This is a genomic window from Microbacterium sp. 10M-3C3 (assembly GCF_003931875.1).
GTDB lineage: Bacteria > Actinomycetota > Actinomycetes > Actinomycetales > Microbacteriaceae > Microbacterium.
The window spans coordinates 2,950,277-2,973,590 of the sequence record NZ_CP034245.1 but is presented as its reverse complement, the minus strand read 5'-3'; the positions used below and the strand labels follow the sequence as shown (position 1 = coordinate 2,973,590).

General features: G+C 66.3%; 27 protein-coding genes. 18 read left to right on the top strand and 9 right to left on the bottom strand.

Annotated elements, in window-relative coordinates; all coding sequences use genetic code 11:
- The first annotated feature begins 58 nt into the window (after positions 1 to 58).
- Positions 59 to 448 (top strand): metalloregulator ArsR/SmtB family transcription factor, encoded by a 390-nt coding sequence (locus EI169_RS14455; RefSeq protein WP_125132955.1) that lies wholly within the window; start codon positions 59 to 61, stop codon positions 446 to 448.
- Complete coding sequence (locus EI169_RS14450; protein WP_125132954.1) at positions 448 to 1,389, top strand: cation diffusion facilitator family transporter; 942 nt, start codon at positions 448 to 450, stop codon at positions 1,387 to 1,389. The genes EI169_RS14455 and EI169_RS14450 overlap by 1 nt, the downstream gene beginning before the upstream one ends.
- A 253-nt stretch (positions 1,390 to 1,642) precedes the next feature.
- Here EI169_RS14450 and EI169_RS14445 read toward each other — a convergent pair whose 3' ends face one another.
- Both EI169_RS14445 and EI169_RS14440 read right to left on the bottom strand, forming a co-directional pair.
- Positions 1,643 to 2,332 carry a cation transporter gene (locus EI169_RS14445; protein WP_125132953.1) on the bottom strand — a complete coding sequence of 230 codons (690 nt, stop codon included), beginning with the start codon at positions 2,330 to 2,332 and terminating at the stop codon, positions 1,643 to 1,645.
- Positions 2,329 to 2,673: a metalloregulator ArsR/SmtB family transcription factor gene (locus EI169_RS14440; RefSeq protein ID WP_125132952.1), complete on the bottom strand. Its 345-nt coding sequence runs from the start codon at positions 2,671 to 2,673 to the stop codon at positions 2,329 to 2,331. The genes EI169_RS14445 and EI169_RS14440 overlap by 4 nt, the downstream gene beginning before the upstream one ends.
- Before the next feature lie 108 nt (positions 2,674 to 2,781).
- On the opposite strand from EI169_RS14440, the gene EI169_RS14435 reads away from it, so the two are divergent.
- From EI169_RS14435 to EI169_RS14400, 8 genes are all read left to right on the top strand, one after another.
- Positions 2,782 to 3,063: a metal-sensitive transcriptional regulator gene (locus EI169_RS14435; RefSeq protein ID WP_125132951.1), complete on the top strand. Its 282-nt coding sequence runs from the start codon at positions 2,782 to 2,784 to the stop codon at positions 3,061 to 3,063.
- A 30-nt stretch (positions 3,064 to 3,093) separates the two neighbouring features.
- Positions 3,094 to 3,417, top strand: coding sequence for a cation transporter (locus EI169_RS14430; protein ID WP_125132950.1), 324 nt, complete (start codon positions 3,094 to 3,096; stop codon positions 3,415 to 3,417).
- The gene (locus EI169_RS14425; RefSeq protein ID WP_125132949.1) at positions 3,414 to 5,678 is read left to right on the top strand and encodes a heavy metal translocating P-type ATPase; all 2,265 of its coding nucleotides are present in this window, start codon (positions 3,414 to 3,416) and stop codon (positions 5,676 to 5,678) included. The genes EI169_RS14430 and EI169_RS14425 overlap by 4 nt, the downstream gene beginning before the upstream one ends.
- A 106-nt stretch (positions 5,679 to 5,784) precedes the next feature.
- Positions 5,785 to 7,842, top strand: a complete 2,058-nt coding sequence (locus EI169_RS14420; RefSeq protein ID WP_240640743.1) for a heavy metal translocating P-type ATPase — start codon at positions 5,785 to 5,787, stop codon at positions 7,840 to 7,842.
- Between the two features lie 35 nt (positions 7,843 to 7,877).
- Positions 7,878 to 8,306, top strand: a complete 429-nt coding sequence (locus tag EI169_RS14415; RefSeq protein WP_125132948.1) for a DUF6153 family protein — start codon at positions 7,878 to 7,880, stop codon at positions 8,304 to 8,306.
- 96 nt (positions 8,307 to 8,402) lie between these two features.
- Positions 8,403 to 9,017 carry a DUF305 domain-containing protein gene (locus EI169_RS14410; RefSeq protein WP_125132947.1) on the top strand — a complete coding sequence of 205 codons (615 nt, stop codon included), beginning with the start codon at positions 8,403 to 8,405 and terminating at the stop codon, positions 9,015 to 9,017.
- 62 nt (positions 9,018 to 9,079) lie between these two features.
- Positions 9,080 to 9,976: a F510_1955 family glycosylhydrolase gene (locus EI169_RS16715; protein WP_205783825.1), complete on the top strand. Its 897-nt coding sequence runs from the start codon at positions 9,080 to 9,082 to the stop codon at positions 9,974 to 9,976.
- Between the two features lie 38 nt (positions 9,977 to 10,014).
- Positions 10,015 to 10,419, top strand: a complete 405-nt coding sequence (locus EI169_RS14400; RefSeq protein ID WP_125132946.1) for a four-helix bundle copper-binding protein — start codon at positions 10,015 to 10,017, stop codon at positions 10,417 to 10,419.
- A 130-nt stretch (positions 10,420 to 10,549) separates the two neighbouring features.
- Here the strand turns inward: EI169_RS14400 and EI169_RS14390 are convergent, their stop codons facing one another.
- From EI169_RS14390 to EI169_RS14370, 5 genes are all read right to left on the bottom strand, one after another.
- Positions 10,550 to 11,128, bottom strand: a complete 579-nt coding sequence (locus EI169_RS14390) for a signal peptidase II (protein WP_125132945.1) — start codon at positions 11,126 to 11,128, stop codon at positions 10,550 to 10,552.
- On the bottom strand, positions 11,125 to 11,733 hold the full coding sequence (locus tag EI169_RS14385; RefSeq protein WP_125132944.1) for a cadmium resistance transporter: 609 nt from the start codon (positions 11,731 to 11,733) through the stop codon (positions 11,125 to 11,127). Before EI169_RS14385 ends, EI169_RS14390 begins: the two co-directional genes overlap by 4 nt.
- Positions 11,730 to 12,056: a metalloregulator ArsR/SmtB family transcription factor gene (locus EI169_RS14380; RefSeq protein WP_125133506.1), complete on the bottom strand. Its 327-nt coding sequence runs from the start codon at positions 12,054 to 12,056 to the stop codon at positions 11,730 to 11,732. Before EI169_RS14380 ends, EI169_RS14385 begins: the two co-directional genes overlap by 4 nt.
- A 329-nt stretch (positions 12,057 to 12,385) precedes the next feature.
- A complete protein-coding gene (locus EI169_RS14375; RefSeq protein WP_016463911.1) occupies positions 12,386 to 12,736 on the bottom strand; it encodes a hypothetical protein in 351 nt (116 codons plus the stop codon).
- On the bottom strand, positions 12,736 to 13,029 hold the full coding sequence (locus EI169_RS14370) for a metal-sensitive transcriptional regulator (protein WP_016463910.1): 294 nt from the start codon (positions 13,027 to 13,029) through the stop codon (positions 12,736 to 12,738). Before EI169_RS14370 ends, EI169_RS14375 begins: the two co-directional genes overlap by 1 nt.
- Positions 13,030 to 13,325: 296 nt before the next feature.
- On the opposite strand from EI169_RS14370, the gene trxA reads away from it, so the two are divergent.
- The 8 genes from trxA (at position 13,326) to EI169_RS14330 (ending at position 19,973) form a co-directional block, all read left to right on the top strand.
- Complete coding sequence (gene trxA, locus EI169_RS14360; protein WP_016463909.1) at positions 13,326 to 13,694, top strand: thioredoxin; 369 nt, start codon at positions 13,326 to 13,328, stop codon at positions 13,692 to 13,694.
- 142 nt (positions 13,695 to 13,836) lie between these two features.
- The gene (locus EI169_RS14355; protein ID WP_016463908.1) at positions 13,837 to 15,252 is read left to right on the top strand and encodes an MBL fold metallo-hydrolase; all 1,416 of its coding nucleotides are present in this window, start codon (positions 13,837 to 13,839) and stop codon (positions 15,250 to 15,252) included.
- A gap of 41 nt (positions 15,253 to 15,293) precedes the next feature.
- Positions 15,294 to 16,046, top strand: coding sequence for a sulfite exporter TauE/SafE family protein (locus tag EI169_RS14350; protein ID WP_036282997.1), 753 nt, complete (start codon positions 15,294 to 15,296; stop codon positions 16,044 to 16,046).
- Positions 16,047 to 16,063: 17 nt separating this feature from the next.
- Positions 16,064 to 16,585 (top strand): DUF4395 family protein, encoded by a 522-nt coding sequence (locus EI169_RS14345; protein WP_036282995.1) that lies wholly within the window; start codon positions 16,064 to 16,066, stop codon positions 16,583 to 16,585.
- A gap of 23 nt (positions 16,586 to 16,608) precedes the next feature.
- Positions 16,609 to 16,980, top strand: a complete 372-nt coding sequence (locus EI169_RS14340; protein WP_016463905.1) for a rhodanese-like domain-containing protein — start codon at positions 16,609 to 16,611, stop codon at positions 16,978 to 16,980.
- Between the two features lie 198 nt (positions 16,981 to 17,178).
- A complete protein-coding gene (locus EI169_RS16640) occupies positions 17,179 to 17,775 on the top strand; it encodes a recombinase family protein (RefSeq protein WP_036282733.1) in 597 nt (198 codons plus the stop codon).
- Positions 17,776 to 17,781: 6 nt separating this feature from the next.
- Positions 17,782 to 19,164, top strand: a complete 1,383-nt coding sequence (locus tag EI169_RS14335) for a Mu transposase C-terminal domain-containing protein (protein ID WP_164515510.1) — start codon at positions 17,782 to 17,784, stop codon at positions 19,162 to 19,164.
- Positions 19,164 to 19,973 carry an AAA family ATPase gene (locus EI169_RS14330; RefSeq protein WP_016463902.1) on the top strand — a complete coding sequence of 270 codons (810 nt, stop codon included), beginning with the start codon at positions 19,164 to 19,166 and terminating at the stop codon, positions 19,971 to 19,973. The genes EI169_RS14335 and EI169_RS14330 overlap by 1 nt, the downstream gene beginning before the upstream one ends.
- A 609-nt stretch (positions 19,974 to 20,582) precedes the next feature.
- Here the strand turns inward: EI169_RS14330 and EI169_RS14325 are convergent.
- On the bottom strand, positions 20,583 to 21,071 hold the full coding sequence (locus EI169_RS14325; RefSeq protein WP_125132942.1) for an FCD domain-containing protein: 489 nt from the start codon (positions 21,069 to 21,071) through the stop codon (positions 20,583 to 20,585).
- A 518-nt stretch (positions 21,072 to 21,589) separates the two neighbouring features.
- The gene (locus tag EI169_RS14320) at positions 21,590 to 22,924 is read right to left on the bottom strand and encodes an HNH endonuclease signature motif containing protein (RefSeq protein WP_125132941.1); all 1,335 of its coding nucleotides are present in this window, start codon (positions 22,922 to 22,924) and stop codon (positions 21,590 to 21,592) included.
- Positions 22,925 to 23,314 lie beyond the last annotated feature (390 nt).

Here is a 23,314-nt window from a genome sequence, read left to right as displayed (position 1 = left end):
CTTCGCTCCTAACCCGGACGAATGTTGACGGATCCATTATCGACGATATCATCGTCTTATGGCGATGGAACCGCTGCAGGTCACCGCACTCGATAGGAGCGCCACCGAGGTCTATGCGCATCTGTTCGATGCCCTCGGCGACCCGACTCGACTGGCCGTGTTGCAGCACCTCGCTTCCGGCGAACATCGCGTGCGAGATCTGGTCGAACACATTGGTCTCGCGCAATCCACCGTGAGTAAACACCTGAGCTTCCTGCTCGAGTGTCGTCTGATTACGGTCCGGCCGGAGGGTCGCTCCTCGTGGTACTCCCTGACCGACCCCAACGCAACCGCCGCCCTCATCAACGCGGCTCAATCGCTCCTTAGCGCCACCGGAACCCACGCCCAGCTGCAAACCCACCTTCGTGAGCCCCACCTTGCTCGCACCGAGAGAACGGAGATCCGCTAATGGGCGCAGGGCACAATCACGGCTCCCCGCCAGGCGCCGCGGGCGAGCCGCGCGACCACCGAAAGAGGCTCTGGATCGCTTTGGGTCTAACCGCGACCATTGTCGCCGCCCAAGCAATCGGATCCATTGTCACTGGTAGCCTCGCGCTACTCACCGACACTGCACATGCCATAACGGACGCTTCTGGCCTCCTAGTCGCCCTGATCGCTGCAACCCTCATGTTGCGCCCGGCCAACGCCAAACGCACCTGGGGCTTCCGTCGCATCGAGGTCATCGCCGCGATGGGACAAGCGACCCTGCTCCTCCTCGTCGGCGCCTACACCGCCATCGAGGGCATTCGCCGCTTGTTCGAACCGCCCGAGGTGCCGGGAACCGAGCTCCTGGTGTTCGGCATCATCGGCCTCACAGCCAACATCGTCGCAATAGTCCTTCTGTCCTCAGCTCGCGGGGCGAACTTCAACATGCGCGCTGCGTTCCTCGAAGTCCTGAACGATGCTCTCGGATCGCTGGGTGTCATCGTGGCAGCGATCGTGATCGCAACCACAGGCTTCATGCAGGCTGACGCGATCGCTGGCTTGCTGATCGCCGCGCTCATCGTGCCGCGGGCCTTCAAACTCCTGCGGGAGACCACCAGCGTCCTCATGGAATTCACGCCTCCCGGGTTGGACCTCGACCAAGTTCGTGCGCACATTCTCAAGCTCGAGCACGTCAAAGACGTCCATGACCTCCACGCTTCGACTGTTGCGACTGGGTTGCCCACTATCAGCGCTCACGTGGTGGTTGAAGACCAGTGCTTCTCCGACGGCCACGCCGCAAACGTGCTGGAGGAAGTGAAGGAATGTGTCGCCGACCACTTCGAGGTCTCCGTGCTTCATTCCACCTTCCAAATCGAAACAGCTCACATCCAGGAGGAGGAGTCGACCTCCGTCACCCACGCGTAATGCCCGCAGCAGCCGAGGAAAACCTCGTGATCAACAACCCGGAGAGGTCGGCCGCGGACTGCACCTAGAGATGAAGTCCGCATCGGACGACGTAGGCGGATCTCGTCAAGCAGCTCTCGCGTAGCCTCGCTTCAACGACTGTCATCACACGCCCACAGGCCCCCAAGTCCGAGAACTCCACCAGGGTCACCACTGACCGCCACCGTCATGCCGCAAGAGCGGACGTCCGGTGTGATTCGCGATGCACCGCGGCCTAGTGGTGGTGTGCGTCGTCGTCTTCGTCGTCATGGTCGTGCTCGTCTTCCAAGAGCATCCCGACTGAGGTGGCGCAGGCGTCGCCGCGCCATGCCTCGATGCCCTCGCGGATCGCGAACGCGGCGATGACGAGGCCGGCGATCGCGTCGGCCCACCACCAACCGAACAAGCTATTGACGACAAGGCCCACCAGTACGGCTGCGGAGAGGTAGGTGCAGATGAGGGTCTGCTTTGAGTCTGCGACGGCCGTGGCCGATCCCAGTTCGCGGCCGGCTCGACGCTCCGCGAGGGAGAGGAACGGCATGATGACGACGCTGAGGGCGGTGATGACGATGCCGAGTGTGGAGTGCTCGACGTCGACCTGGCCGACGAGTGCGAGGACGGACGTGACCGTCACGTACGCGGCGAGGGCGAAGAACGCGACTGCGATCACGCGGAGCGTGCCTTTCTCCCACCGCTCGGGGTCGCGACGGGTGAACTGCCAGGCGACCGCGGCCGCCGACAGAACCTCGATCGTCGAGTCCAGACCGAACCCGATCAGCGCGGCCGAGGTTGCCACCGTGCCGGCGGCGATCGCGACCACGGCCTCGATCAGGTTGTAGGCGATCGTCGCCGTGACAATCCACCGGATGCGGCGTTGCAGCACCTGTCGGCGGTCGTCAGCGATGCGGGAAGCGGTGGTGGTCATGCGCAGGTGCAGCTCTCTCCGGCGCAGCAGCCGGGCTCGACGTAGAGGACGACGCGCAGCAGCTCGTCGAGGGCGGGGGCCAGGTGTGCGTCGGCGAGTCGATACCAGGTCCGTCGACCATCGGGCACAGCCTCGACGAGGCCACAGCCGCGCAGGCACGCGAGCTGGTTCGACATGACCTGACGAGAGACGGCAAGGGCGTCGGCCAGGTCCGAGGGGTAGGCGGGTGCTTCGCGCAGCGCCAGGAGGACGCCCGCGCGCGTCGGGTCAGAGAGTGCGTGGCCCAGGCGGGCAAGTGCAGCAGTGTGCGTCACGGTGGCGGTAGCGGTCGCGGTGGACATGACACCGAAAATACAGAGAACGCTGAATAAACAGAACGCTGTACGCCGGGTGCGAGGTGATTACCCCGTCCTGTTGCTATCAATACCCTAGGGGGGTATGGTATATCTGTGAACGGATACGACGGCAACAAAGACGACCTGCAGAAGCGACTGCGTCGGGTCGAGGGTCAGGTGCGCGCGATCGCCCGGATGATCGACGAAGACAAGTACTGCATCGACATCCTCACGCAGGTGTCTGCCGCGACGAAGGCCCTGGAAACAGTGGCGCTGTCCCTGCTGGGCGACCACCTGAGCCACTGCGTCGCGGAAGCGAGCGCCGAAGGTGGCCAGGTAGCTGCGGAGAAGATCCGTGAGGCCAACGACGCCATCGCCCGACTCGTCCGTTCTTGATCACACCGAATCCGCTTGAAGGAGCACATCATGACTGACCGCATCGACCTCGGTCTGAAAGACACCAACGCTGGCTGCGCCTGCTGCGCCACATCTGCGTCCACCGAGGCTCCCGCAGCGACCTCAACTGCGGTCACTGAAGACGTCTTCGTGGCCGGTATGACGTGCTCGCATTGCGTGGCGAGCGTCACGGAGGAGCTGACCGCGATCGACGGTGTGGAGAACGTCACGGTGGACCTGAACGCCGGCGGTATGTCACGGGTCACCATTCACAGCGCCGCGCCGATCGACTCTGACGCCGTGAAAGCCGCGGTCGAGGAGGCCGGCTACACCGTGGCAGGTAGCCCCGCATGAGCACGGTCGACGTCGAGCTCGATATCTCCGGGATGACGTGCGCGTCGTGCGCGACCCGGATCGAACGCAAGCTGAACAAGCTTCCCGGTGTGGAAGCGTCGGTGAATTACGCCACCGAAAAAGCGCGTGTTCGCGGGCACGACGTCGACCCCGCCACCCTCATCGCCGCCGTCGAATCCGCCGGATACCAGGCAGCCCTTCCCGCACCGCCGACGAGCGATGACATCGATGAGAACACCCCGGACCGAGAGGACGGCGAGGTCGGGACGCTGCGGCGGCGCCTGCTGATCAGTACCGCACTGTCGTTGCCGGTGGCGGTGCTGTCGATGGTCCCCGCGTTGCAGTTCGAGTACTGGCAGTGGCTGGCCCTCACGCTCACCGCGCCGGTCGCGGTATGGGGGGCGTGGCCGTTCCACCGGGCCGCGGCGGTCAACGCCCGTCACGGCGCGGCGACCATGGACACCCTCATCAGCGTCGGCGTGATCGCCGCGTTCGGGTGGTCCCTGTACGCACTGTTCTTCGGCGGGGCAGGCATGCCCGGGATGACGATGACCTTTACCCTCGTCGGCGCCCCGCAGGCGGGCGGCCACGAGATCTACCTGGAAGTCGCGGCGCTGGTCACCGTATTCATCCTCGCCGGACGGTACGCCGAAGCGCGCGCGAAAAAATCATCGTCGGAGGCGCTGCGGGCGCTGCTGGAGATGGGCGCGAAGCACGCCACAAAACTCGTCGACGGCGTCGAACGGACAGTGCCGGTCGCGCAGCTCGCGGTCGGAGACACCGTACTGGTTCGACCGGGGGAGAAGATTCCCTCTGACGGTCTGGTGATCGATGGTTCCTCCGCGATCGACGCCAGCATGCTCACCGGAGAATCAGTGCCCGTCGAGGTCACCCCCGGTTCCCGTGTGGTCGGCGCCACGGTGAACGTCGGCGGTCGCCTCATCGTCGAAATCACCCGGGTCGGCGTGGACACAGAGCTTGCCCGCATGCGCCGGCTGATGGAGGAAGCCCAGACCGGCAAGGCCAAGGTGCAGCGCATCGCTGACCGCGTCTCTGCCGTCTTCGTCCCCATCGTCATCGGACTGGCCGTGGCCGCGTTCCTCGGCTGGACAATCGCCGGCGCCTCGCTCGAGCTGGCCTTCACCGCGGCCGTTGCCACCCTGATCATCGCCTGCCCGTGCGCGCTCGGGCTCGCCACCCCCACCGCGTTGCTGGTCGGGACCGGCCGCGGTTCCCAGCTGGGAATTCTGATCCGCGGACCGCAGGTGCTGGAGCAGACCCGCACGATCGACACGATCGTGCTGGACAAGACCGGCACCGTCACCACCGGTCAGATGACCGTCACCGACATTCGCCCCGCCCACGACGTCACCCCGGACGAACTGCTGCGCGTTGCTGGGGCGGTCGAGTCGGGATCTGAGCATCCGGTCGCCCGCGCCGTCGTCACTGCTGCACCCGCGAGCGGTTACGCGGACAGCTTCGCGTCGCACGCCGGGTTCGGCGTCCAGGGCATCGTGGACGGGGCGGCGATCGTCGCCGGCCGAGCGTCCTGGCTGGCCGATCAGTGGGGCATCCACCCGCCGGTCGAAGCCGCCGCTGAGCTGCGCGCTCTCGCGCAGAGTGGTACCGCAATCGCGGTCGGTCGCGACGGAGAGTACCTCGGCGCAATCGGGGTGGCCGACACCGTGAAGCCGACCAGCGCCGCCGCGATCACCCGCTTCCAGGCGCTCGGGTTGCGCCCGGTGCTGCTGACCGGCGACAACGCCACCACCGCCGCGCGGATCGCCGCCGAGGTAGGTATCTCCGACGTGCACGCCGAGGTCACTCCCGCCGGAAAGCTCGACGTGATCCGCCAGCTCCAGGACGACGGGCACGTTGTCGCGATGGTCGGTGACGGCGTCAACGACGCCGCCGCCCTCGCCGCCGCCGACCTCGGCCTGGCCATGGGTGGAGGCACGGACGCCGCGATCGCAGCCAGCGACATCACCATCGTCTCCGGCGACCTGACCGTCGTCGTGGACGCGATCCGCCTCGCCCGCCGCACTCTCGGCACCATCAAGGGAAACCTGTTCTGGGCGTTCGCGTACAACGTCGCCGCCATTCCGATAGCCATGGCCGGCCTGCTCAATCCTCTCGTCGCTGCGGCGGCGATGGCGTTGTCATCGGTGTTCGTGGTGACCAACAGCCTTCGGCTGCGCCGGTTCCGACCCGACCCGGCACCCGCCCGTGCGACCCTTGTTCCCGTGCCCCAACCGGCCTGAACGTGCCGCCGCACCGGCGCACCCAGAGAAGGAGGCTCCGATGAGCCAGCACGACCACCACAACCACCACGCCCCGGCGGCCACCGCCGAACACGACCACGCGGCGATGAGTCACCCGCAGAGCGAAGACGAGCGGGCACCCGCCGCCGGACAGTCCGGACACGGCCACGCCGACCACGGCGGGCACGCCGGACACGGCGATCACGTTGCCCGGTTCCGGCGCCTGTTCTGGATCATGCTGATTCTCGCTGTGCCGGTCGTGGGGTTCTCCACGATGTTCTCGATGCTGATTGGATACCCGCTGCCCGACGCCGCATGGGTGGAATGGGTGTCCCCCATCCTCGGCACCGTCATGTATGTGTGGGGTGGTGCCCCGTTCCTCACCGGTGCCGTCAGCGAGCTCCGTGCCCGCAAGCCCGGCATGATGCTCCTCATCGCCCTCGCGATCACCGTCGCATTCCTCGCCTCGTGGGGGGCCAGCATAGGGCTGCTGCACCACGAGCTGGACTTCTGGTGGGAGCTGGCGCTGCTGATCGTCATCATGCTCCTCGGGCATTGGATCGAGATGCGTTCCCTCGCCCAGACCACCTCCGCCCTGGACTCCCTCGCCGCGCTCCTACCCGACGAGGCCGAAAAGGTCGAGGGCGACAGCACTGTCACCGTCGCCCCCGCCGATCTGCAAGTTGGTGACGTCGTCGTTGTCCGCCCCGGCGGGCGGGTCCCCGCGGATGGTCGGATCGTGCAGGGGTCGGCCAGCATGGACGAGTCGATGATCACTGGCGAATCCCGCCCGGTTCGCCGCAGCGACGGCGACCAGGTCATCGCAGGCACCGTCGCCACCGACTCCGGGGTGAGGGTCGAAATCACTGCGGTCGGGGAGGACACCGCGCTGGCCGGCATCCAGAAACTCGTCACCGAAGCGCAGAACTCCTCCTCTCACGCGCAACGCCTCGCGGACCGTGCCGCCGGGTGGCTGTTCTGGTTCGCTCTCGGGGCGGCCGCGATCACAGCCACGGTCTGGACCTTGGTCGGGCTCCCCGACCAAGCCGTGATCCGCACCATCACCGTCCTCGTCATCGCCTGCCCGCATGCCCTGGGCCTTGCCATCCCGCTGGTGGTGTCCATCGCGACCGAGCGCGCCGCCCGCGGCGGTGTGCTCGTGAAAGACCGCCTCGCGCTGGAGAGCATGCGCACCGTCGACACGGTCCTGTTCGACAAGACCGGCACCCTCACCAAGGGCACCCCCGCCGTCACCGCGATCGACCCGGCCGCTGGTATCGATGCAGACGAGCTGCTCACGTGGGCCGCCGCCGCCGAAGCAGACTCGGAACACCCTCTGGCTCGGGCGATCGTGAACGCCGCGCAGGAGAAGCAGTTCACCGTTCCCGCTGCCGTCGACTTTCAGTCCTCACCGGCCGTCGGTGTCCGTGCGCGGGTGACCGGTCGCACCGTCCAGGTCGGCGGCCCGTACATGCTGAAGCAGGAGGGCGCGGCCGAGCTGCCGGTCGCGGATGAGTGGCGCAAGGAGGGCGCGATCATCCTGCACGTTCTCGTCGACGGGCAGGTCGCAGGGGCATTGCGCCTGGCGGACGAGATCCGTCCCGAATCCCGCGCGGCCGTCGACGCGCTACATCAGCGGGGTGTACAGGTCGTCATGATCACCGGAGACGCCGAAGCGGTCGCCGCCTCCGTCGCCGCCGACCTCGGTATCGACCGGTTCTTCGCCGGGGTCCGGCCGGAGGACAAGGCGTCCAAGGTCAAGGAGCTTCAAAGCGAAGGCCGCAAGGTCGCCATGGTCGGTGACGGGGTCAACGATGCACCGGCTCTCGCGCAAGCCGACGTCGGTATCGCCATCGGTGCGGGCACTGATGTGGCGATAGCGTCCGCCGGTGTCATTCTTGCCAGTGACGATCCCCGCTCCGTGCTGTCGGTGATCGAGTTGTCTCGCGCCAGCTACCGCAAGATGAAGCAGAACCTGTGGTGGGCCGCCGGGTACAACCTCATCTCCGTCCCCCTGGCCGCCGGGGTGCTCGCCCCCGTCGGGTTTGTGCTGCCGATGTCTGTCGGCGCCATTCTGATGTCGCTGTCCACCATCGTCGTGGCCCTCAATGCTCAACTGCTGCGACGCCTGGACCTCAGCCCGGACGCAGTTGCCGATCGCTGACAGGAGTGACGTACCGTGGAAGGGAGGGAGGTGACATGTCGCTGATCACACTGACAGACCGGCTCCACGCCAGTCGATCCATGGCCCGCACGCTGCTGCTGCTTATCGCGTTGACCGGCGCGGTCATCGTCGGCCTGCTGGCCATGCACTCCCTCAACACCCACACCGCCGCCAACACCGGCCACCAAGCCACCGTCGCCACCGCCAGCGCCACCGCGGATGATCACCATTCCGGTGCCACCGTGACGGACGAAGGGTGTGCGGATTGTGGCTCAGGCCACGCCGACATGTTGGCCATGGCGTGTGTGCTGGCACTGCTGGCTAGCGTGCTGCTGGCCCGACTCCGCCCGAGCCAGGTGTGGTTGTCGGTCCTGCCGCGCCCGCGGCCACTCAGTGCCGCGCTTCCCGGCAGGCCGAGGCCGCGGCCGCCTTCTCTCACAGCTCTCTGCATCAGTCGTAGGTGATGCGGCCGAGCCGGCGCACTCCTGCCGGCTCCGCCTTTACGCACCTGTCGATGCGACCGGTGTTCGTTCACCTACCCCTGTATTTGGAGAACCCTGATGAAGATTCGTACCGCAGCGACCGCTGCGCTCACCCTCGCCGCCGCCCTCACCCTCGCCGGCTGCGCCGACGGCTCCGGCTCGGAGTCCATGCCTGGCATGGACCACGGCAGCAGCTCGTCCCCGTCCTCATCGTCCACGGTAACGGCGGACTTCAACGACGCGGATGTGATGTTCGCGCAGATGATGATCCCCCACCATCAGCAGGCCGTCGAGATGGCTGACATGATCCTGGACAAGGAGGGCATCGACCCGGGTGTGCTGACCCTGGCCTCGGACATCAAGGCCGCCCAGCAGCCCGAGATCGACCAGCTGCAGTCCTGGCTGACCGAGTGGGGCGCCGACATGCCCGATATGGACAGCATGGAAGGCATGGACCACGGCGGCGGCATGATGAGCGAGGACGACATGGCCGCGCTGGAAGCCGCCACCGGCGCCGAGGCGTCCCGGCTGTTCCTCGAGCAGATGACGATGCACCATGAAGGCGCGATCCAGATGGCCCAGGACGAAGTCGACAACGGCCAGAACGCTGACGCGGTCGCGATGGCGCAGACCATCGTCGACACGCAGACCGCCGAAATTGCCAAGATGCAGGAACTGCTCGCGCAGCTCTAACGCACCCCACCGGTGAGGACGCCCCGGTAGGGCGTCCTCACCCTGGAATCGAAAGGGTGCGAATGCGCATCCACCTGCGCGCGACGGCGAGCTTCGTCGCGCTCACCAGCTTGCTGCTCACCGGCTGCGCCGCAGCCGAACCGCCATCGACCGGCAGCGACCACACCGACACGGCGCTGTCTCACGTTCACGCGATCGTGCCCGCGCCAGACGATGACGGCTTCCTTCTCGGCACCCACGAGGGCCTCTACGCCGCCACCGCTGACGGGCAACTCGGCTCCCGCGTCGGCAGCTACGGCTTCGACGCGATGGGCCTCACCGCTGTCGACGACACTCTCATCGCCTCCGGCCATCCCGGCCGAGGCACCCCCGGGGAGCTTGGGGAAGGGAACCTCGGCATCATCCGCAGCAGCGACGGCGGCACGACATGGGAGCCGGTGGCGTTCACCGGCGAGAAAGACTTTCACGTCCTCACCGCCGCACCGGACGGCACCCTGTACGGACAAGAAACCGGTAGCGCCCAGATGCTGGCAAGCACGGACCGCGGCGCCACGTGGTCTTCCACGGGCGCAACCCTGCTGTCCTTCGCACTGGTCGTCGACGCCACCGGACGCATCATCGCCGCGACGCCCGACGGGCCTCAGGTCAGTACCGACCAAGGGGCGACGTTCGGACCGCTGCCAGACCGCCCGATCATGTCCCTCATCGCTGTGTCCCCGGACGGCCAGCAACTGATCGGCGTGGGAAGCAAAGGCAGCTTGTGGAGGAGCACGACACGCGATCCATCGTGGCGAAACATCGCCACGGCGCACGGCTCCGCGCAGGCAATCGCCATTACCGACGCTGGCGACATCCTCATCGTCGACGACAGCGGACTCAGCCTGCTGCCCTCCGCCTACCAACCACTCATCGAAAGACCACAAGCCCCTCCGTCGATCCTCGACCTCGCTCTAGCGTGACCGCACCGGGGGAAGACCCCGAAGAAAGGAAAGCCGCCATGACTGTTGCAGATCAAATGCTCGCCACCCACCCGAAAGTCGGTTTCGCCGCAGCACAGGACGCCCTTCTGCGCTGCATCGAGGCGTGCGTCGAATGCGCCCAGGCATGTACCGCCTGCGCAGATGCATGCCTCGGAGAAGACATGGTCGCGGAGCTCGTTGCGTGCATTCGGAAGAACTCGGACTGCGCAGATATCTGCGCCGTCACCGGTGCAGTGCTTTCCCGCCAAACCGCGCCGGATGTCGCGACAGTTCGCGCCTTGCTCGAAGCCTGCCGCACCGCCTGCGCGTCCTGTGCCGCCGAGTGCGAACAGCACGCAGACATGCACGAGCACTGCCGCGTGTGCGCCGAATCCTGCCGCCGCTGCGAGCAGGCATGCACCGACCTTCTTGCTGCTCTCTAAGTCGGCCCAGGTTCGCAGTCGCCCTGTGAACACGACCCGCATCCGCTCCCATCCGAACAGGAGACGTCATCACCTCGAACGACCACTACGACCCGGGTGATGGCGAGGGAGTGGTGGGGGATCATCGCGTTCATCCAGGCGGTGTCGTCGACGGTGATTTGACTGCGGTCAAGGGCGACCCCGCCGGCGAACAGGAGGACGCGTTTTCGGAGGAGGCAGGGGTGTGAGTGTCGTCGCGTTGCACCAGGAGCAGAACGGCCCACCCGAGAAGGCCCAGCGTAGTGAACACGTCAGCCATATTGAAGATGGCAAACCAGTCGACGCCGATGAAGTCGACGACCTCTCCGCTAAGTGGTCCGGTTTGAGCGCGCGTGGTGCGGTCCCACAGGTTGCCGATCGCACCGCCGGCCGCGACGGCCAGGAAGGCGGTGGCGCCCATGTTGCGCCCTCGGACAACTCGGATGACTATCCACGCGAGAAGTCCGCTGGTGAGCGCCATGATGCCGATGACGAGCGGTGCTCCCACGTCACCCCCGAGCCCGAAGGCGACGCCGGGGTTGAATACGAGACGAAGGGTTACCCCAAGGCCGAGCTCGATCTTCTGGCCATTGCCGAGAGAGGACAGCGCCCAGGCCTTCGTGAATTGGTCGACCGCGAAGGCGGCAGCAACAGTGACTGCAGCGACAGCGAGGCGGGCCACCGTGGTCATGACAGAACGTCGATGAGGCGGAGGACCACGCCAGACTCGATCAGGATGTACAGGCCAAGCCCGATGAAGACGGCGGGCACGAGCCAGTGCTCGATCTTTTCAAGAGCCTCGGTGACCGCCTTGTTCGTGCCGACGAAGCGTGCGACGACGCACCACACAGCGACGAGCACCAAGAACACGATGAGTGTGACGATGGTGTCCGGAACGGGGTTGGTGCGGAAAACCGGCGTATAGAGCGAAATGTTGTCGGCGCCGTTGGCAATCGTGATGCCCGCGACTCCTAGCAAGCCCCCCGCGCTGATCGCGCTTTCGTCATCGTCATCGTCACCGCGGTGCCGGAGGGTTCGGATCAGTCCATAGATACCAATTGCAAGTGGAATCAGGCCCAAGAACCCGACCCATTCGTCGGGGACGATGGTGAGGCCAGCGGCGGCGATGACGCTGATCGCCACTAGGGCGATGAACCCGAGGTACTGTCCTGCAACTACCTTCCATCCTGGAAGAGCCCCGCGCGTCGATGCGAGAAACAGCACCGTGAGGACGACGATGTCGTCGATGTTCGTGGCTGCGAACAGGCCGATGGCAGCGGCGATGGTCCCGATCATCGGCCATCACGCCCATAGGTCTCGCACAGATCAACTTTGTAGCCGGTCGTGGCGAGAAGCCGCTCGGCGGTTTCCAGGACGTCAATGACTTCCGGAGTGGAGACGGAGTAAAAGTTCTGTCGGCCTTCGCCGCGGGCGACAACAAGTCCGCATTCGCGGAGGCACCCGACGTGCTCCGACACGGTGGATTGCGCTAGCCCAAGCTCGTCGGTGAGGTCCCTCACCCGAGCCTCGCCCATCGACAGTCGCCGCAGTATTGATAAGCGGCTGTGGTCGGCAAGCGAGTGGAAGAGCGATACAGCAGCGGTCAGATCGGTTGTCATCGGCACAGACCGATCATATCGGGCCTCACCGATGCGAAGTGACCGTCCGAAAACGATCGATTCTGAACAGCGCCGCGGCCACGCAGCTCGCCTCCTGTGAATAACAGCGCTCCGTGGCGGCGTTCTGACTTCGCTACGTGACGTGTCTACAGCAGCTCGGTTCTCGCAGGGCTCAGGTCGGGGCTGGGCCGCCTTGCTGGAGGGATGCTCGTCGGTGGGACTTCAGAGTTTTGCGCAGAAATGTCGCTCTCGGACTAGTTGCCATCACGCAGAAGAGGTCACAGCTGCGATACCGGTGCGTGCGGATGGCGTGACAGGTGCTGGATGCATCACAGTCGTACGTAGGCGGCGCCTGCCCATTGTTGTTGAGCGAGGTAGCCCACGGCCGCGGCAACGGTTGACACCCCCTCGAGCAAAGAATCAGCGTCCACGTCTTCTCGGCTCATGCTGTTCTGACACGCCAGCACCTGTACGCCCGCACTGCGGATCGTTGCGACGAGATCGTCTCGATAGGCACCGTCCGCGACCAGGCCCCGCACCGCGCCGCCCTGGACGACGAGCTGCACGATGCCGTCGGGACTGAGATCGTCAACGGCGTTTCGGGCAACGCGCAGCGCGGCGGTGAGAACCGCGGCGTCCTCGGCGAAGACGTGGATGACGAGCGTGTTTCGCGTGGTCATCAGGCGAGGGAGAGGAAGAGCTTTTCCAGCTCGTCGGGGTTGGTGACGTTATCCGCCTCCGGCGTGGTCATGCAGTCGCGAAGAGCGGTGGAGATGACGAGGAAGCCGGCCCGATCCAGAGCTTTAGAGACGGCGGAGAGCTGCTGAACGACGTCGCGGCAGTGTGCGTCGTTTTCAACGGCGCCGATCACCGCGGCGAGCTGTCCTTGCGCACGCTTCAGACGGTTGAGCACCTTTCGCTTCGCCTCCTGATCGTGCAGCAGCGAGTCAGGGCCTTGCGGGTCACTGCCCATGAGCGGTTCCTTCCGTCGAGTTGACAACAACTATACCCCCCGGAGTATCCTGGGCGTCCAGGTTCAGATATACCCCCTGGGGTATCGCCGGAAAGGGAGAGAACATGTGTCGAGCTACGAAGTGCCGGACCTGTGGGAAGACGACGTGGGCGGGCTGCGGCCAGCACGTGTCTTCGGTACGCGCGTCGGTGCCCGCGTCGCAGTGGTGCAATGGCAACCACACGCGCGGTGAGGTGCAGGCTGCACAGTCGAAGCAGGGCGGGTTCTTCTCGCGCCTGTTCGGGCGGTGACCGACGATGGCCACCACTGAGCTCACGAACGAGACCTTCGGCCCGGCCGTCCAGGCAGACGGGATCGTCCTCATCGACTTCTGGGCGGCCTGGTGCGGCCCGTGCCGCTCGTTCGCTCCGGTATTCGAGGCGGCGTCGGAGAAGCACCCCGACATCGTGTTCGCGAAAGTGGACACCGAAGCGGAAGCTGAGTTGTCCTCGGCTCACCGCATCACCTCGATCCCGACGCTGATGGTGATCCGCGATGGCGTGCTGGTGTACAAGCAGCCCGGTGCTCTGCCTGCCCCGCAGCTCGAGCAACTGATCACCAAAGCCCGCGAGCTGGACATGGATGATGTCCGCCGCCAGATCGCGGCTGCCGAGACGGCTGCCTGACCGTGTGCGCTCAAATCACCTGCCCCTCCTGCGGCAAGCCCACGTGGGCCGGCTGCGGCCAACACATCGACGACGCCCTCGCCGACGTTCCCGAAGACCAGCGCTGCACCTGCGCGCACTGACCCCGCGAAAGCAGATCCCCGTGCTCCTCGAACGCTTGTATGACGACGACCTCGCGCACGCCAGCTACCTGATCGGTTGCCAGCGGAACGGTGAAGCGATTGTGGTCGATCCCCGCCGCGACGTGCAGGTCTATCTCGACCTCGCCGCGAAGCATGGCATGACCATCACTGCCGTCACCGAGACTCACATCCACGCCGACTACCTCTCCGGCACCCGCGAACTCGCTGCCCGCACGGGAGCGACGATGTACGTCTCCGCCGAGGGCGGGCCCGACTGGCAGTACGGTTCCGGATTCGATGACGCCACCCGGATGGTGCACGGTCAGCGCATCACCCTCGGCAACATCGCCCTCGAAGCAGTGCACACCCCCGGCCACACCCCCGAGCACCTTTCCTTCCTCGTCACCGATGGAGCCGCCACCTCCGACCCGGGCTACTTCCTCAGCGGCGACTTCGTCTTCGTCGGCGACATCGGCCGCCCCGACCTGCTGGATGAAGCCGCCGGCGGTATCGACACCCGCTTCCAGGGCGCGCGCGATCTGTTCGCCAGCCTTCGCGACCGTTTCCTCACCCTCCCGGACTACGTCCAGGTGCTCCCCGCACACGGGTCCGGCTCGGCCTGCGGCAAGGCCCTCGGCGCTGTCCCCACCTCCACGGTCGGATACGAGCGACGCTTTGCCTGGTGGGCACCGTACCTGGCCGCCGGCGACGAGCAGGGCTTCATCAACTCCCTCCTCGATGATCAACCTGATGCGCACGCCTACTTCGCCCGGATGAAGCGGCAGAACCGCACCGGGCCCGCTCTGCTGGGCAAGCTCGCACCGCTGCCGCAAATCGACGCCTCCGACCTGTCCGCTGCGCTGGAGGAAGACAGCGTCATCCTCATCGACACCCGCCACCACGCGCAGGTACACCAGGGCACCGTGCCCGGCGCGCTCAACGTCCCCGGCGAAGCGAAAGCCGCCAGCTACGCCGCCTGGGTCTACGACCCTGAGACGGAAACACGCCCCCTCGTCATTCTGGCCGACTCGACTGACGCGGCCGGGCGGTTCCGCGACCACCTGCTGCGGGTGGGGATCGACGCTGTCCACGGCTTCACCGACACCCTCGACGGACTGCGGCTCGTTCAGCCGAAGACCATCGCCCCCACGGACATCGACCAGGTGGAGCACGCCCTCCTGCTCGATGTGCGCAACCGCACCGAATACAACGCGGGACACATCCCCGGTGCCGCCCAACTCTCCGGCGGTCGCGCTCTCTGGCACACCGATGAGCTCCCCAGCTCGGGCGTCATCCTCACTTACTGCCAGAGCGGCGTCCGCAACAGCGTCGTCGCCAGCGCCCTGCGTCGAGCCGGTCACGACGTCATCGAGATCGACGGCAGCTACCGCGCCTGGCTCGCCGCAACGGCGCAGCCCGCCGCGAACGCCGCCTGACCCCTCGAGGAGCCCGACTGACCTTGCCCATCATCACCGCGATGATCCTCGCGACCGTGGTCGGCGTCGCGCTCGGGCTCCTCGGCGGAGGCGGCTCAATCCTCGCCGTCCCCGTCCTCACCCTGATATTGGGCATGGGAACGCGAGAGGCGATCGCGTCTTCGCTCTTCGTGGTCGCAGTGACCAGCGCCATCGCCGTCCTGATACGCGCGCGAACGGGGACCGTGAAATGGGGGGTCGGTGTCGCGTTCGGGGCGACAGGGATGCTCGGCGGGCTCGGCGGTGCATCTCTGGGGCGGTTCGTGCCCGACTCCCTCCTCGCCATTCTCTTCAGCGGCATCATGATCGCCACGGCACTCGCGATGATCCGCGGCCGTCGCACACCCGCCCCACCCGAGCGACCTCGCGCGCGCAGCTCTCATGTCCTGCGCGTCGTGATCATGGGGGTGTCTGTGGGGTTCCTCACGGGGCTGCTCGGGGCGGGAGGTGGTTTCCTCATCGTCCCCGCGCTGCTGATCTTCGGTCTGCCCATCGCCGCGGCCACCAGCACATCACTCCTCGTCATCGCACTGAACTCCACCGCAGGACTCGCCGCACAGGTGTTCGCCACCGCGATCCCATGGGAAACCGTTCTTCCTTTCACCGCCTTCGCCGTTGTCGGCTCCGTCGCCGGGATGCTGCTCGCCAGAAAGTTGTCCGCCCCCACGCTCCGCAAAAGCTTCGGCTTCTTCGTCCTGGGCGTGGGCATCATCATGCTCACAGCGACGATCCTGCGCCTCGCACCTCTTCTATGACCCTCCGGGAATCGCTCATGTCCGTCACCCCCGCTGTCGTCCTCCCGCGCGTTGGTGCCCTCATCGAGGGCTACCAGGGGCCTGTCATCGATGAACGTGCGGTCCGGATCGCGGCCGGTCTCCTGCTGACGCTCGGACTTCTCGCCGCCACCGCCGCACTCGCGTTCGGGACGACTCGCCCGCTGCAGATGTTCGGAATGTTCTTCCTGCTCGACATGCTGACCCGTCTCCTCGTCAGTGATCGGTTGTCGATCACCCTGGCGTTGGGACGACTCGCGAGCCGCTCCCACTTCCCGCGCTGGGTCGGCGCCCCGCAGAAGGCCTTCGCGTGGTGGCTAGCCGTCGGCATCGCCACAGTCTCATGCGTCGCGCTGGGCTCCGGCGCTATCCCCCTCCAGGGGGTACTCGCCCTGTGCGGTGTCTGCTTCATCCTCCTAGCCCTGGAAGCGATCTTCGGCTGGTGCGCGGGCTGCCACCTCCACCGCCGTCTCAGCCGACACCCCACACATCACTGCGCCGACCGCTCCTGCAACCTCTAACCCCAAACCCCCGAAAGGACCCCATGCGTCGCTTCGCCCTCGTTACAGTCACCGCACTCGTCGCCGCCTTCGCGCTCACGAGTTGCACCGCGCCGACCACCGCCCAACCTGCGGTTAGCTCGGATGCGATCGTCATCGACGTCCGCACACCCGCCGAACACGCCGAAGGGCATCTCGATGGGGCACTCCTGCTCGACGTCACCGCCGGCGAGCTGCAAACGGCAATCCCTGACCTGGACCCCCACGCCGACTACGTCGTCTACTGCCGTTCAGGTCAACGCGCCGCAGCCGCCGTCGACCTCATGGAGGACGCAGGCTTCACCCAAGTACGCAACCTCGGCTCGCTCGCAGACGCCGCAGCCGCGACGGGGCTACCGGTCGTTCAGACCGATTGAACCCTTCACCCACGCTCCAACAGCGGAGGATCGGCGCGCGCCTCAAAAACCAGTAGCTTTCTGAGACGCCGGACCAAGTGGCCCTCGACAGCGCCCCTTTGCCCGAAATCTCGGGATGCGCGTCGTCTCAGAAAGGCGTCTCGCCATAATTCGTCTCAGCAGGGGTCATAAAGGGTGTTTCCGAGTCAGAATGGGCTCGTGAGGCTTCTCGGATACACGCGCGTGAGTACGTCGAGTCAGGACGCGCAGCTGCAGCTCGACGCGCTCGTTGCTGCCGGGGTGCAAAAGCGCGACGTCTTCGCGGATGTCACCTCGGGGAGCAAGACCGCGATCGAGCGGACCGGGATGAAGAAGCTCCTCGAGTACGCCGAAGACGGCGACACCGTCGTCGTCTGGCGAGTCGACCGCCTCGGCCGCTCCCTGATCGACGTGCTGAACACCGTGAATCTGCTGCGCGAGCGCGGCGTGCAGGTGCGGTCGATCTCGGATGGCATCGATCCGTCGACGTCGACGGGCCGGCTGATGTTGAACATGTTGGCCACGCTCGCGGAGTACGAGCGGGAGCTCATCGTCGAACGGGTCAACGCCGGCATCGCAGCCGCCCGAGCGAACGGGACCCGGTTTGGCCGGCCTCTGTCGGACCCGGTCGTGATCGCGGACAAGCTCGCGATTGCCGCGGATGCGCGAGCGCGCGGCCGCACCGCCGAGGACGCCGCTCGTCTCGTCGGGTGGAGTCGCGCGACGCTCTACCGCCATCAGCAGGTCCATGCGGCCCGCGAGAGCGCAGCGATGTAGCGGCTCATGGACGGCCTCGAGCGGTGGCGGATCCTCCGACTTCACGTCGAAGATCAGATCCCCCTCGCGGCCCTCGCCCGCGAGAGCGGCATCGGCACGCGGACGCTCCAACGCTGGCATCAGCTCTACGAGAAACACGGGCTCGCAGGACTCGACGACACCGCACGAAGAGACAAGGGCAGCCGACGCACTGACCCCGCAACCGTCGCCGCCATCGAGCGGCTCGCCCTGACCCGGCCTCGTCCGTCAATCGCGACGCTGCATCGACTCATCGTCGAAGAGTGCCTACGCGAGAGTAGGCCGGCGCCGAGCTACGCGACCGTCCGAGAAATCGTGCAGGCCCTCGACCCCGCACTCGTCACCCTCGCGTTGGAGGGTCCCGCGTCCTACCGCGATCGTCACGAGCTGGTGTTCCGCCGTCGCGCACAACGGCCGAACCAGATCTGGCAGGCCGACCATACCGAACTCGACATCCTCATCATCGGCGCGAACGGGAAGCCCGACCGGCCCTGGCTGACAACCGTCATGGATGATCACTCCCGCGCGATCTGCGGATACATGGTCTTCACCGGAGCGCCCTCGTCACTGAACACCGCGCTCGCGTTGCGGCAGGCGATCTGGCGAAAGACCGACCCCGCGTGGGCGATGTGCGGAATCCCCGATGTGCTGCACGTCGACCACGGCTCCGACTTCACCAGCCACCACCTCGAACGCACCGCCATCGAGCTGCACCTACGGCTCATCTTCTCGACCGTCGGCAGGCCCCAGGGGCGCGGCAAAATCGAGCGATTCTTCGGCACCATCAACACCGAAGTCCTCCCAACCCTCCCCGGCCACCTCGGCCCCGGGAACCGCAACCCGCAGCCCGTGCTCGACCTCCCGGGCCTGGACCGAGCGATCGGCGCCTTCATCGCGACCTACAACCAGCGCACCCATCAGGCGCTCGGCATCTCCCCACGCGACGCATGGGTCGCGGACGGCTGGATACCCCGCATGCCCGACACCCTCAACGAGCTCGACGGCCTGCTGCTCACCGTGCCCACGCATCGGACCGTGCAACGAGACGGCATCCACTTCCAAGGCCAGCGCTATCTCGCGACCACCCTCGCACCGTTCGTCGGACACGCAGTCACCATCCGCTACGACCCCCGCGACCTCTCCGAGATCCGCGTCTACGACCACGGCACCTTCATCTGCGTCGCCGTCGACGAAGCCCACCCCAACACCCGCCTCAGCCTCCGAGACATCGAAGCCGCCCGCCGCGCCCGCCGCCACGAACTCCGCCGCACCATCAACGACCGCATCCCCACCATCGCCCACCGCGAAGAACCCCACCTCGCGGACTCGACCCCGCCCAAGAAACGACTCCGCACCTACGAGGAGGAGTGATGACCCAGAGCTTCATCGTCACGAAGGAACACCGCCGCTTCACCGAGTTCGCGAACGCGGTGAAGAAGGAACGCACCATCGGCATCTGCCACGGTGACGCTGGAGTCGGAAAGACCAACTCCGCCCGCCGCTACGCCAACTGGGACACCCTCCAGCCTTTCATCACCGCGTGGGGCCCGAGGAGCGAGGACGACGCGAAACACTACGCGCTCGCGCATCGCTCCCGCACCGTGTTCTACACACCCGAGGTCCTCCCGCGACCCAGAGACCTCATGGGAGACATCAGCAGATGGCGTGTCAAAGTCGGCATCTGTATCGACGAGCACCTCCGCACCATCGGGAAAGTCACCGGAGTGAACACCGCCGACACCACACGGTGGGTCGAACTGCTCATCGTCGACGAAGCCGAGCGCCTCACGCCCACCGCGCTCGAGCTGCTTCGCGACGAACACGACCGTACCCATCTCGCGATCATCTTGATCGGCATGCCCGGCATCGACCAACGCTTCCGCCACTACCCCCAGCTCTACAGCCGCCTCGGGTTCTCCCACCGCTACCGCGCCCTTGGCCGAGACGAACTCCTCTTCGTCCTCGACCGACACTGGACACGCCTCGGACGCACCCTCAACCCAGACGACTTCACCGACGCCCAAGCCGTCGCCGCCATCGAACGCATCACCCGCGGAAACTTCCGCCTCCTCGAGCGCTTGTTCCCCCAGATCAACCGCATCCTCAAGATCAACGAACTCGAGACAATCACCGACGACGTCGTCGAAGCCGCCGCCAGCGTACTCGTCATCGGGAGCTGACCGGCGCCACCGAACGATCACAGAACACCGCCATCAAGCGAGCAACTCCACAGCTCGCCTCCCGAGTTTGGTGGAAGCTCGGGTGCTCAAAACCCCTATTGAAACCCGAACGAGTGCAGAACCGGTTCCAGAGGTTTCGGCGGGCGTCGCCGAGATCATGTGAACGAGCTGTCGCTCTGGCGTGGTGGGCGGCCTTGACTTCGCTCAAGGGACCCGAGCGGCTGACTGCGTTCTTGACGAATAACGCAGCCCGCAAAATGGCCTCTCCGCCAGTCACCAATCGCTAGAAGAAAGCAGGTACAGCCATGTACGTTCGATTCATCACCGGGAACCTGGCCGCAGACCCGGAAGTCCAGCAAGCGGGTCGCGTGTCGATCACCAAGTTCACCGTCCTCGAGAACACCGCCGAGTACCGCGGCGACCAGGGAACGGATGGGGGAGGGTCTACCGTCGCGTCGTCGACGCCACCCACATCGGCCCCGACGACGAGCGTATCGCGCTCGGGCGCGGCACGGCATATCACCGTGTTGTGGTCGCGATCTGCCTGCGTCGCGGGCGACGGTGGATCCTTCCCGTCGGAGGGGCAGTCGTGACTCTCGGCGCCCGCTGTCAGCGCTTCGCGCGGCTGAGTGCCGCGTAGGCGTTACGGAGATGCGACTCGGTAAGCGCGCGGGCGCGAGGGGCATCTTGAGACGCGATGGCGTCGACGATCTGACGGTGTTCGCTGAGACTGCGGGGCTGGCCCGATCGATTGGTCAGCGCGAGCCCCGCGCTTCCGTCCGGCGATTCCCAGGCCATGATCCGCTGACTCTTACGCAGCGTCTTCTCGTCTACCTGCAGACGTGTCGAGTCCCAAGGCAGGTGCTGGACGAAGGGCGCGACACCGTGCCAGTTCGTCTTGATCGGGCGCCAATGCTGGGGAGCGATGTCGGCGTACGGATCGCCCGCCTCGATCGGATCGTCGCTCGGGCGCCACAGTCCCAGTCCATACCCCTCCGACTCCGAGTTGTACGTCGGCGTGAGAGCGTGCAGCCAGTACCACGTGGGGGCGTCCATGAAGGTCATCCAGTTCATGATCGACTGTGCCGTCTCGACCATGCGTGTCTCATTCGTACCGCCCGTCAGAAACTCCCACTCGGAGTTGAAGACCTGCTTGCCGGCGAGCCGGTCGTTGATGGTGGCCCGATTGTCGATGAGCTTGTCGCTCGAACCCCAGTTGCGATGGTGTGACCAGCCGTCCAGATAGCGCAGGGCCTCCGAATCAGCCTTGATGAGGCTGGAACCCTGTCCGGTCTGCAGCTTATTCCGCTAGGCCCGGCGGCCTTGGACGGGTCGTGCTTTGTGGAAGTGCAGTCGATCTCCTCGGCTCGGTCCGTCGGCGCGACGGCGGGAGCCGCCGCGTCCCGACGAGGTCCGGGACAGACCGCCGCGTGGATCGTGGAGAAGCTCCGCTCGTGGACGGACTGCGACGGCGACATGCCCTCGGTGTTCTCGCAGGACGAGCTGCTCGCGTGGGTCTCGTCGTACGGGCTCTCGCGAAGCATCGGCAGGTCAATCACGCCGTATGCCGCCGGAGGGGGCAAGCCGTGGCCGCGCATCGAGACGGCGACGGGCGTTCAGAAGGGTGGGTCGCCGGGTGGGGGGTCGGGTTCGTCGCGGAAGATGACGTATCGCTCGGGTGGGTCGGTCGACGATCGTCCGAGGGGGCTGGTCCAGTGGATGCTGCCGTCGCGTTGTTGGACGGGTTTCCAGGGTTTCTCGGTTTTCAGCGCGTGGTGGCGTTTGCAGAGGCAGGCGAGGTTGCACGCGTCGGTCGTGCCGCCGAGCGCCCAGTCGCGGTTGTGGTCGCGGTCGCAGTGTCGGGCGGGGCGTCGGCATCCGGGGAAGCGGCAGTGGATGTCGCGGGCGGCGAGGTAGCGGTCGAGGTTCGCGGGTCGCCGGTAGGTGTCGGTGGCGAGCACGTGTCCGTGGATGGGGTGGGTGAAGATCCGCTCCCACGACGCCGCTCCCGCCAGCAGGCACCGTGCGGTGTCGGCGTCGATCGGAATGGCGCCGTCGAGGGTGGCGCCGCGGTCGGCGAGCCCGGCGGCGGTCAGCGCGGGGATGACGATCGACGCGCGGGCCTGGATGGCGGCGAGCCCGCCGAGTGCGCCGGTGATGGCGCCGGTGGTGGGGTCGATGGTGGGTCCGCCGGTCAGGAGCAGGTCGATGGCGATGTCCGCGCGGATCTGGTCCAGGTTCCGCTGGTCGTAGACCGCGTCGTCATCCTCGGTGTCACCCTCGGGCGCGGCGACCTGCGCGGCTTTGATCTCGTGGGCTTGCTGGGTGAGCCGGTCCCAGATGCCTTCGGCGAGGACGGTGGGCGCGATCATGCCCAGTTCGGACATGCCCTCGCCCCGGCGCTGCATCCACACCGTCCGCCCCTTCACCGCCTCCCGGTGCCGTTCCGTGATCGAGCAGGGGTGCAGTTCTTCGACGACCTGTTCGGCGAACGCCCTCGTCCGCGGCGCGGTATCCCGCAGCGCCCGCTCCAGCACCGTCGCCTCGTACAGCGCGCGGGTGTCGGGGTCGGTCAGCGCCCGTCCGGTCTCGACGATGACCATCGCGTGCCGTGCCGAGATGCGACTCTGGGCCAGCGCGTCGAGGGTCGCCGGGTAGCCGTCCACCAGCTCCAGGGCCGCGTGCATCCGGTTCTGCACCGCCCGGTCGTTGACCCGGGTCGCGAGTCCGATCTCAGCGGCGATCGATCGTTCTTCGAGTTCGCGCATCCGCGTCTCGGCCGACTGGTGAGCGGCACGCTTGTTCGCGATCCGCAGAGCGGCGGCGAGGTCGCAGATTTTCGCCGCCTCGATCTCGGCGAGCGCTTCGTCGGCCGCGACGAGCCGGTCCACGATGCCCGCGAGCGCGGCGTCATCCTCGTCAGGATGAGCGATGCTCGCAGTGTCGATCATGTGCTTACTGTCGCACCAACCTCCGACATGACGCCGAGCAGAGAAAAGGGCCGGTCGGAGAGGCTTCCGGCCGGCCCTTGTCCCTGCACCAAGAGTTGTCCTGCAATCACATGCCGGTAGCCGCCACAGCAAAACGACTACCGTGCGATGACTCTATAACGGTGAGGTAACGGAAGGGAAGACCTTCTTGTTATGTTTTCGTGATGTTCCGCTCATGAATGTTCGTTTTCACGAGAGGTGGCCAAAGTTCCAGGATTGATGGCCACGGCGTCACGGAGGTGGCCATGGTCGCAGGTTAGTTGGCCACGGCGCGGCGTGTCGCGGCTGGGTGCGGCTGGACGCTCTCACACTGGCGGTGTCAGGCTCGCGCCGGCGGGTCGGAAGCGCGAG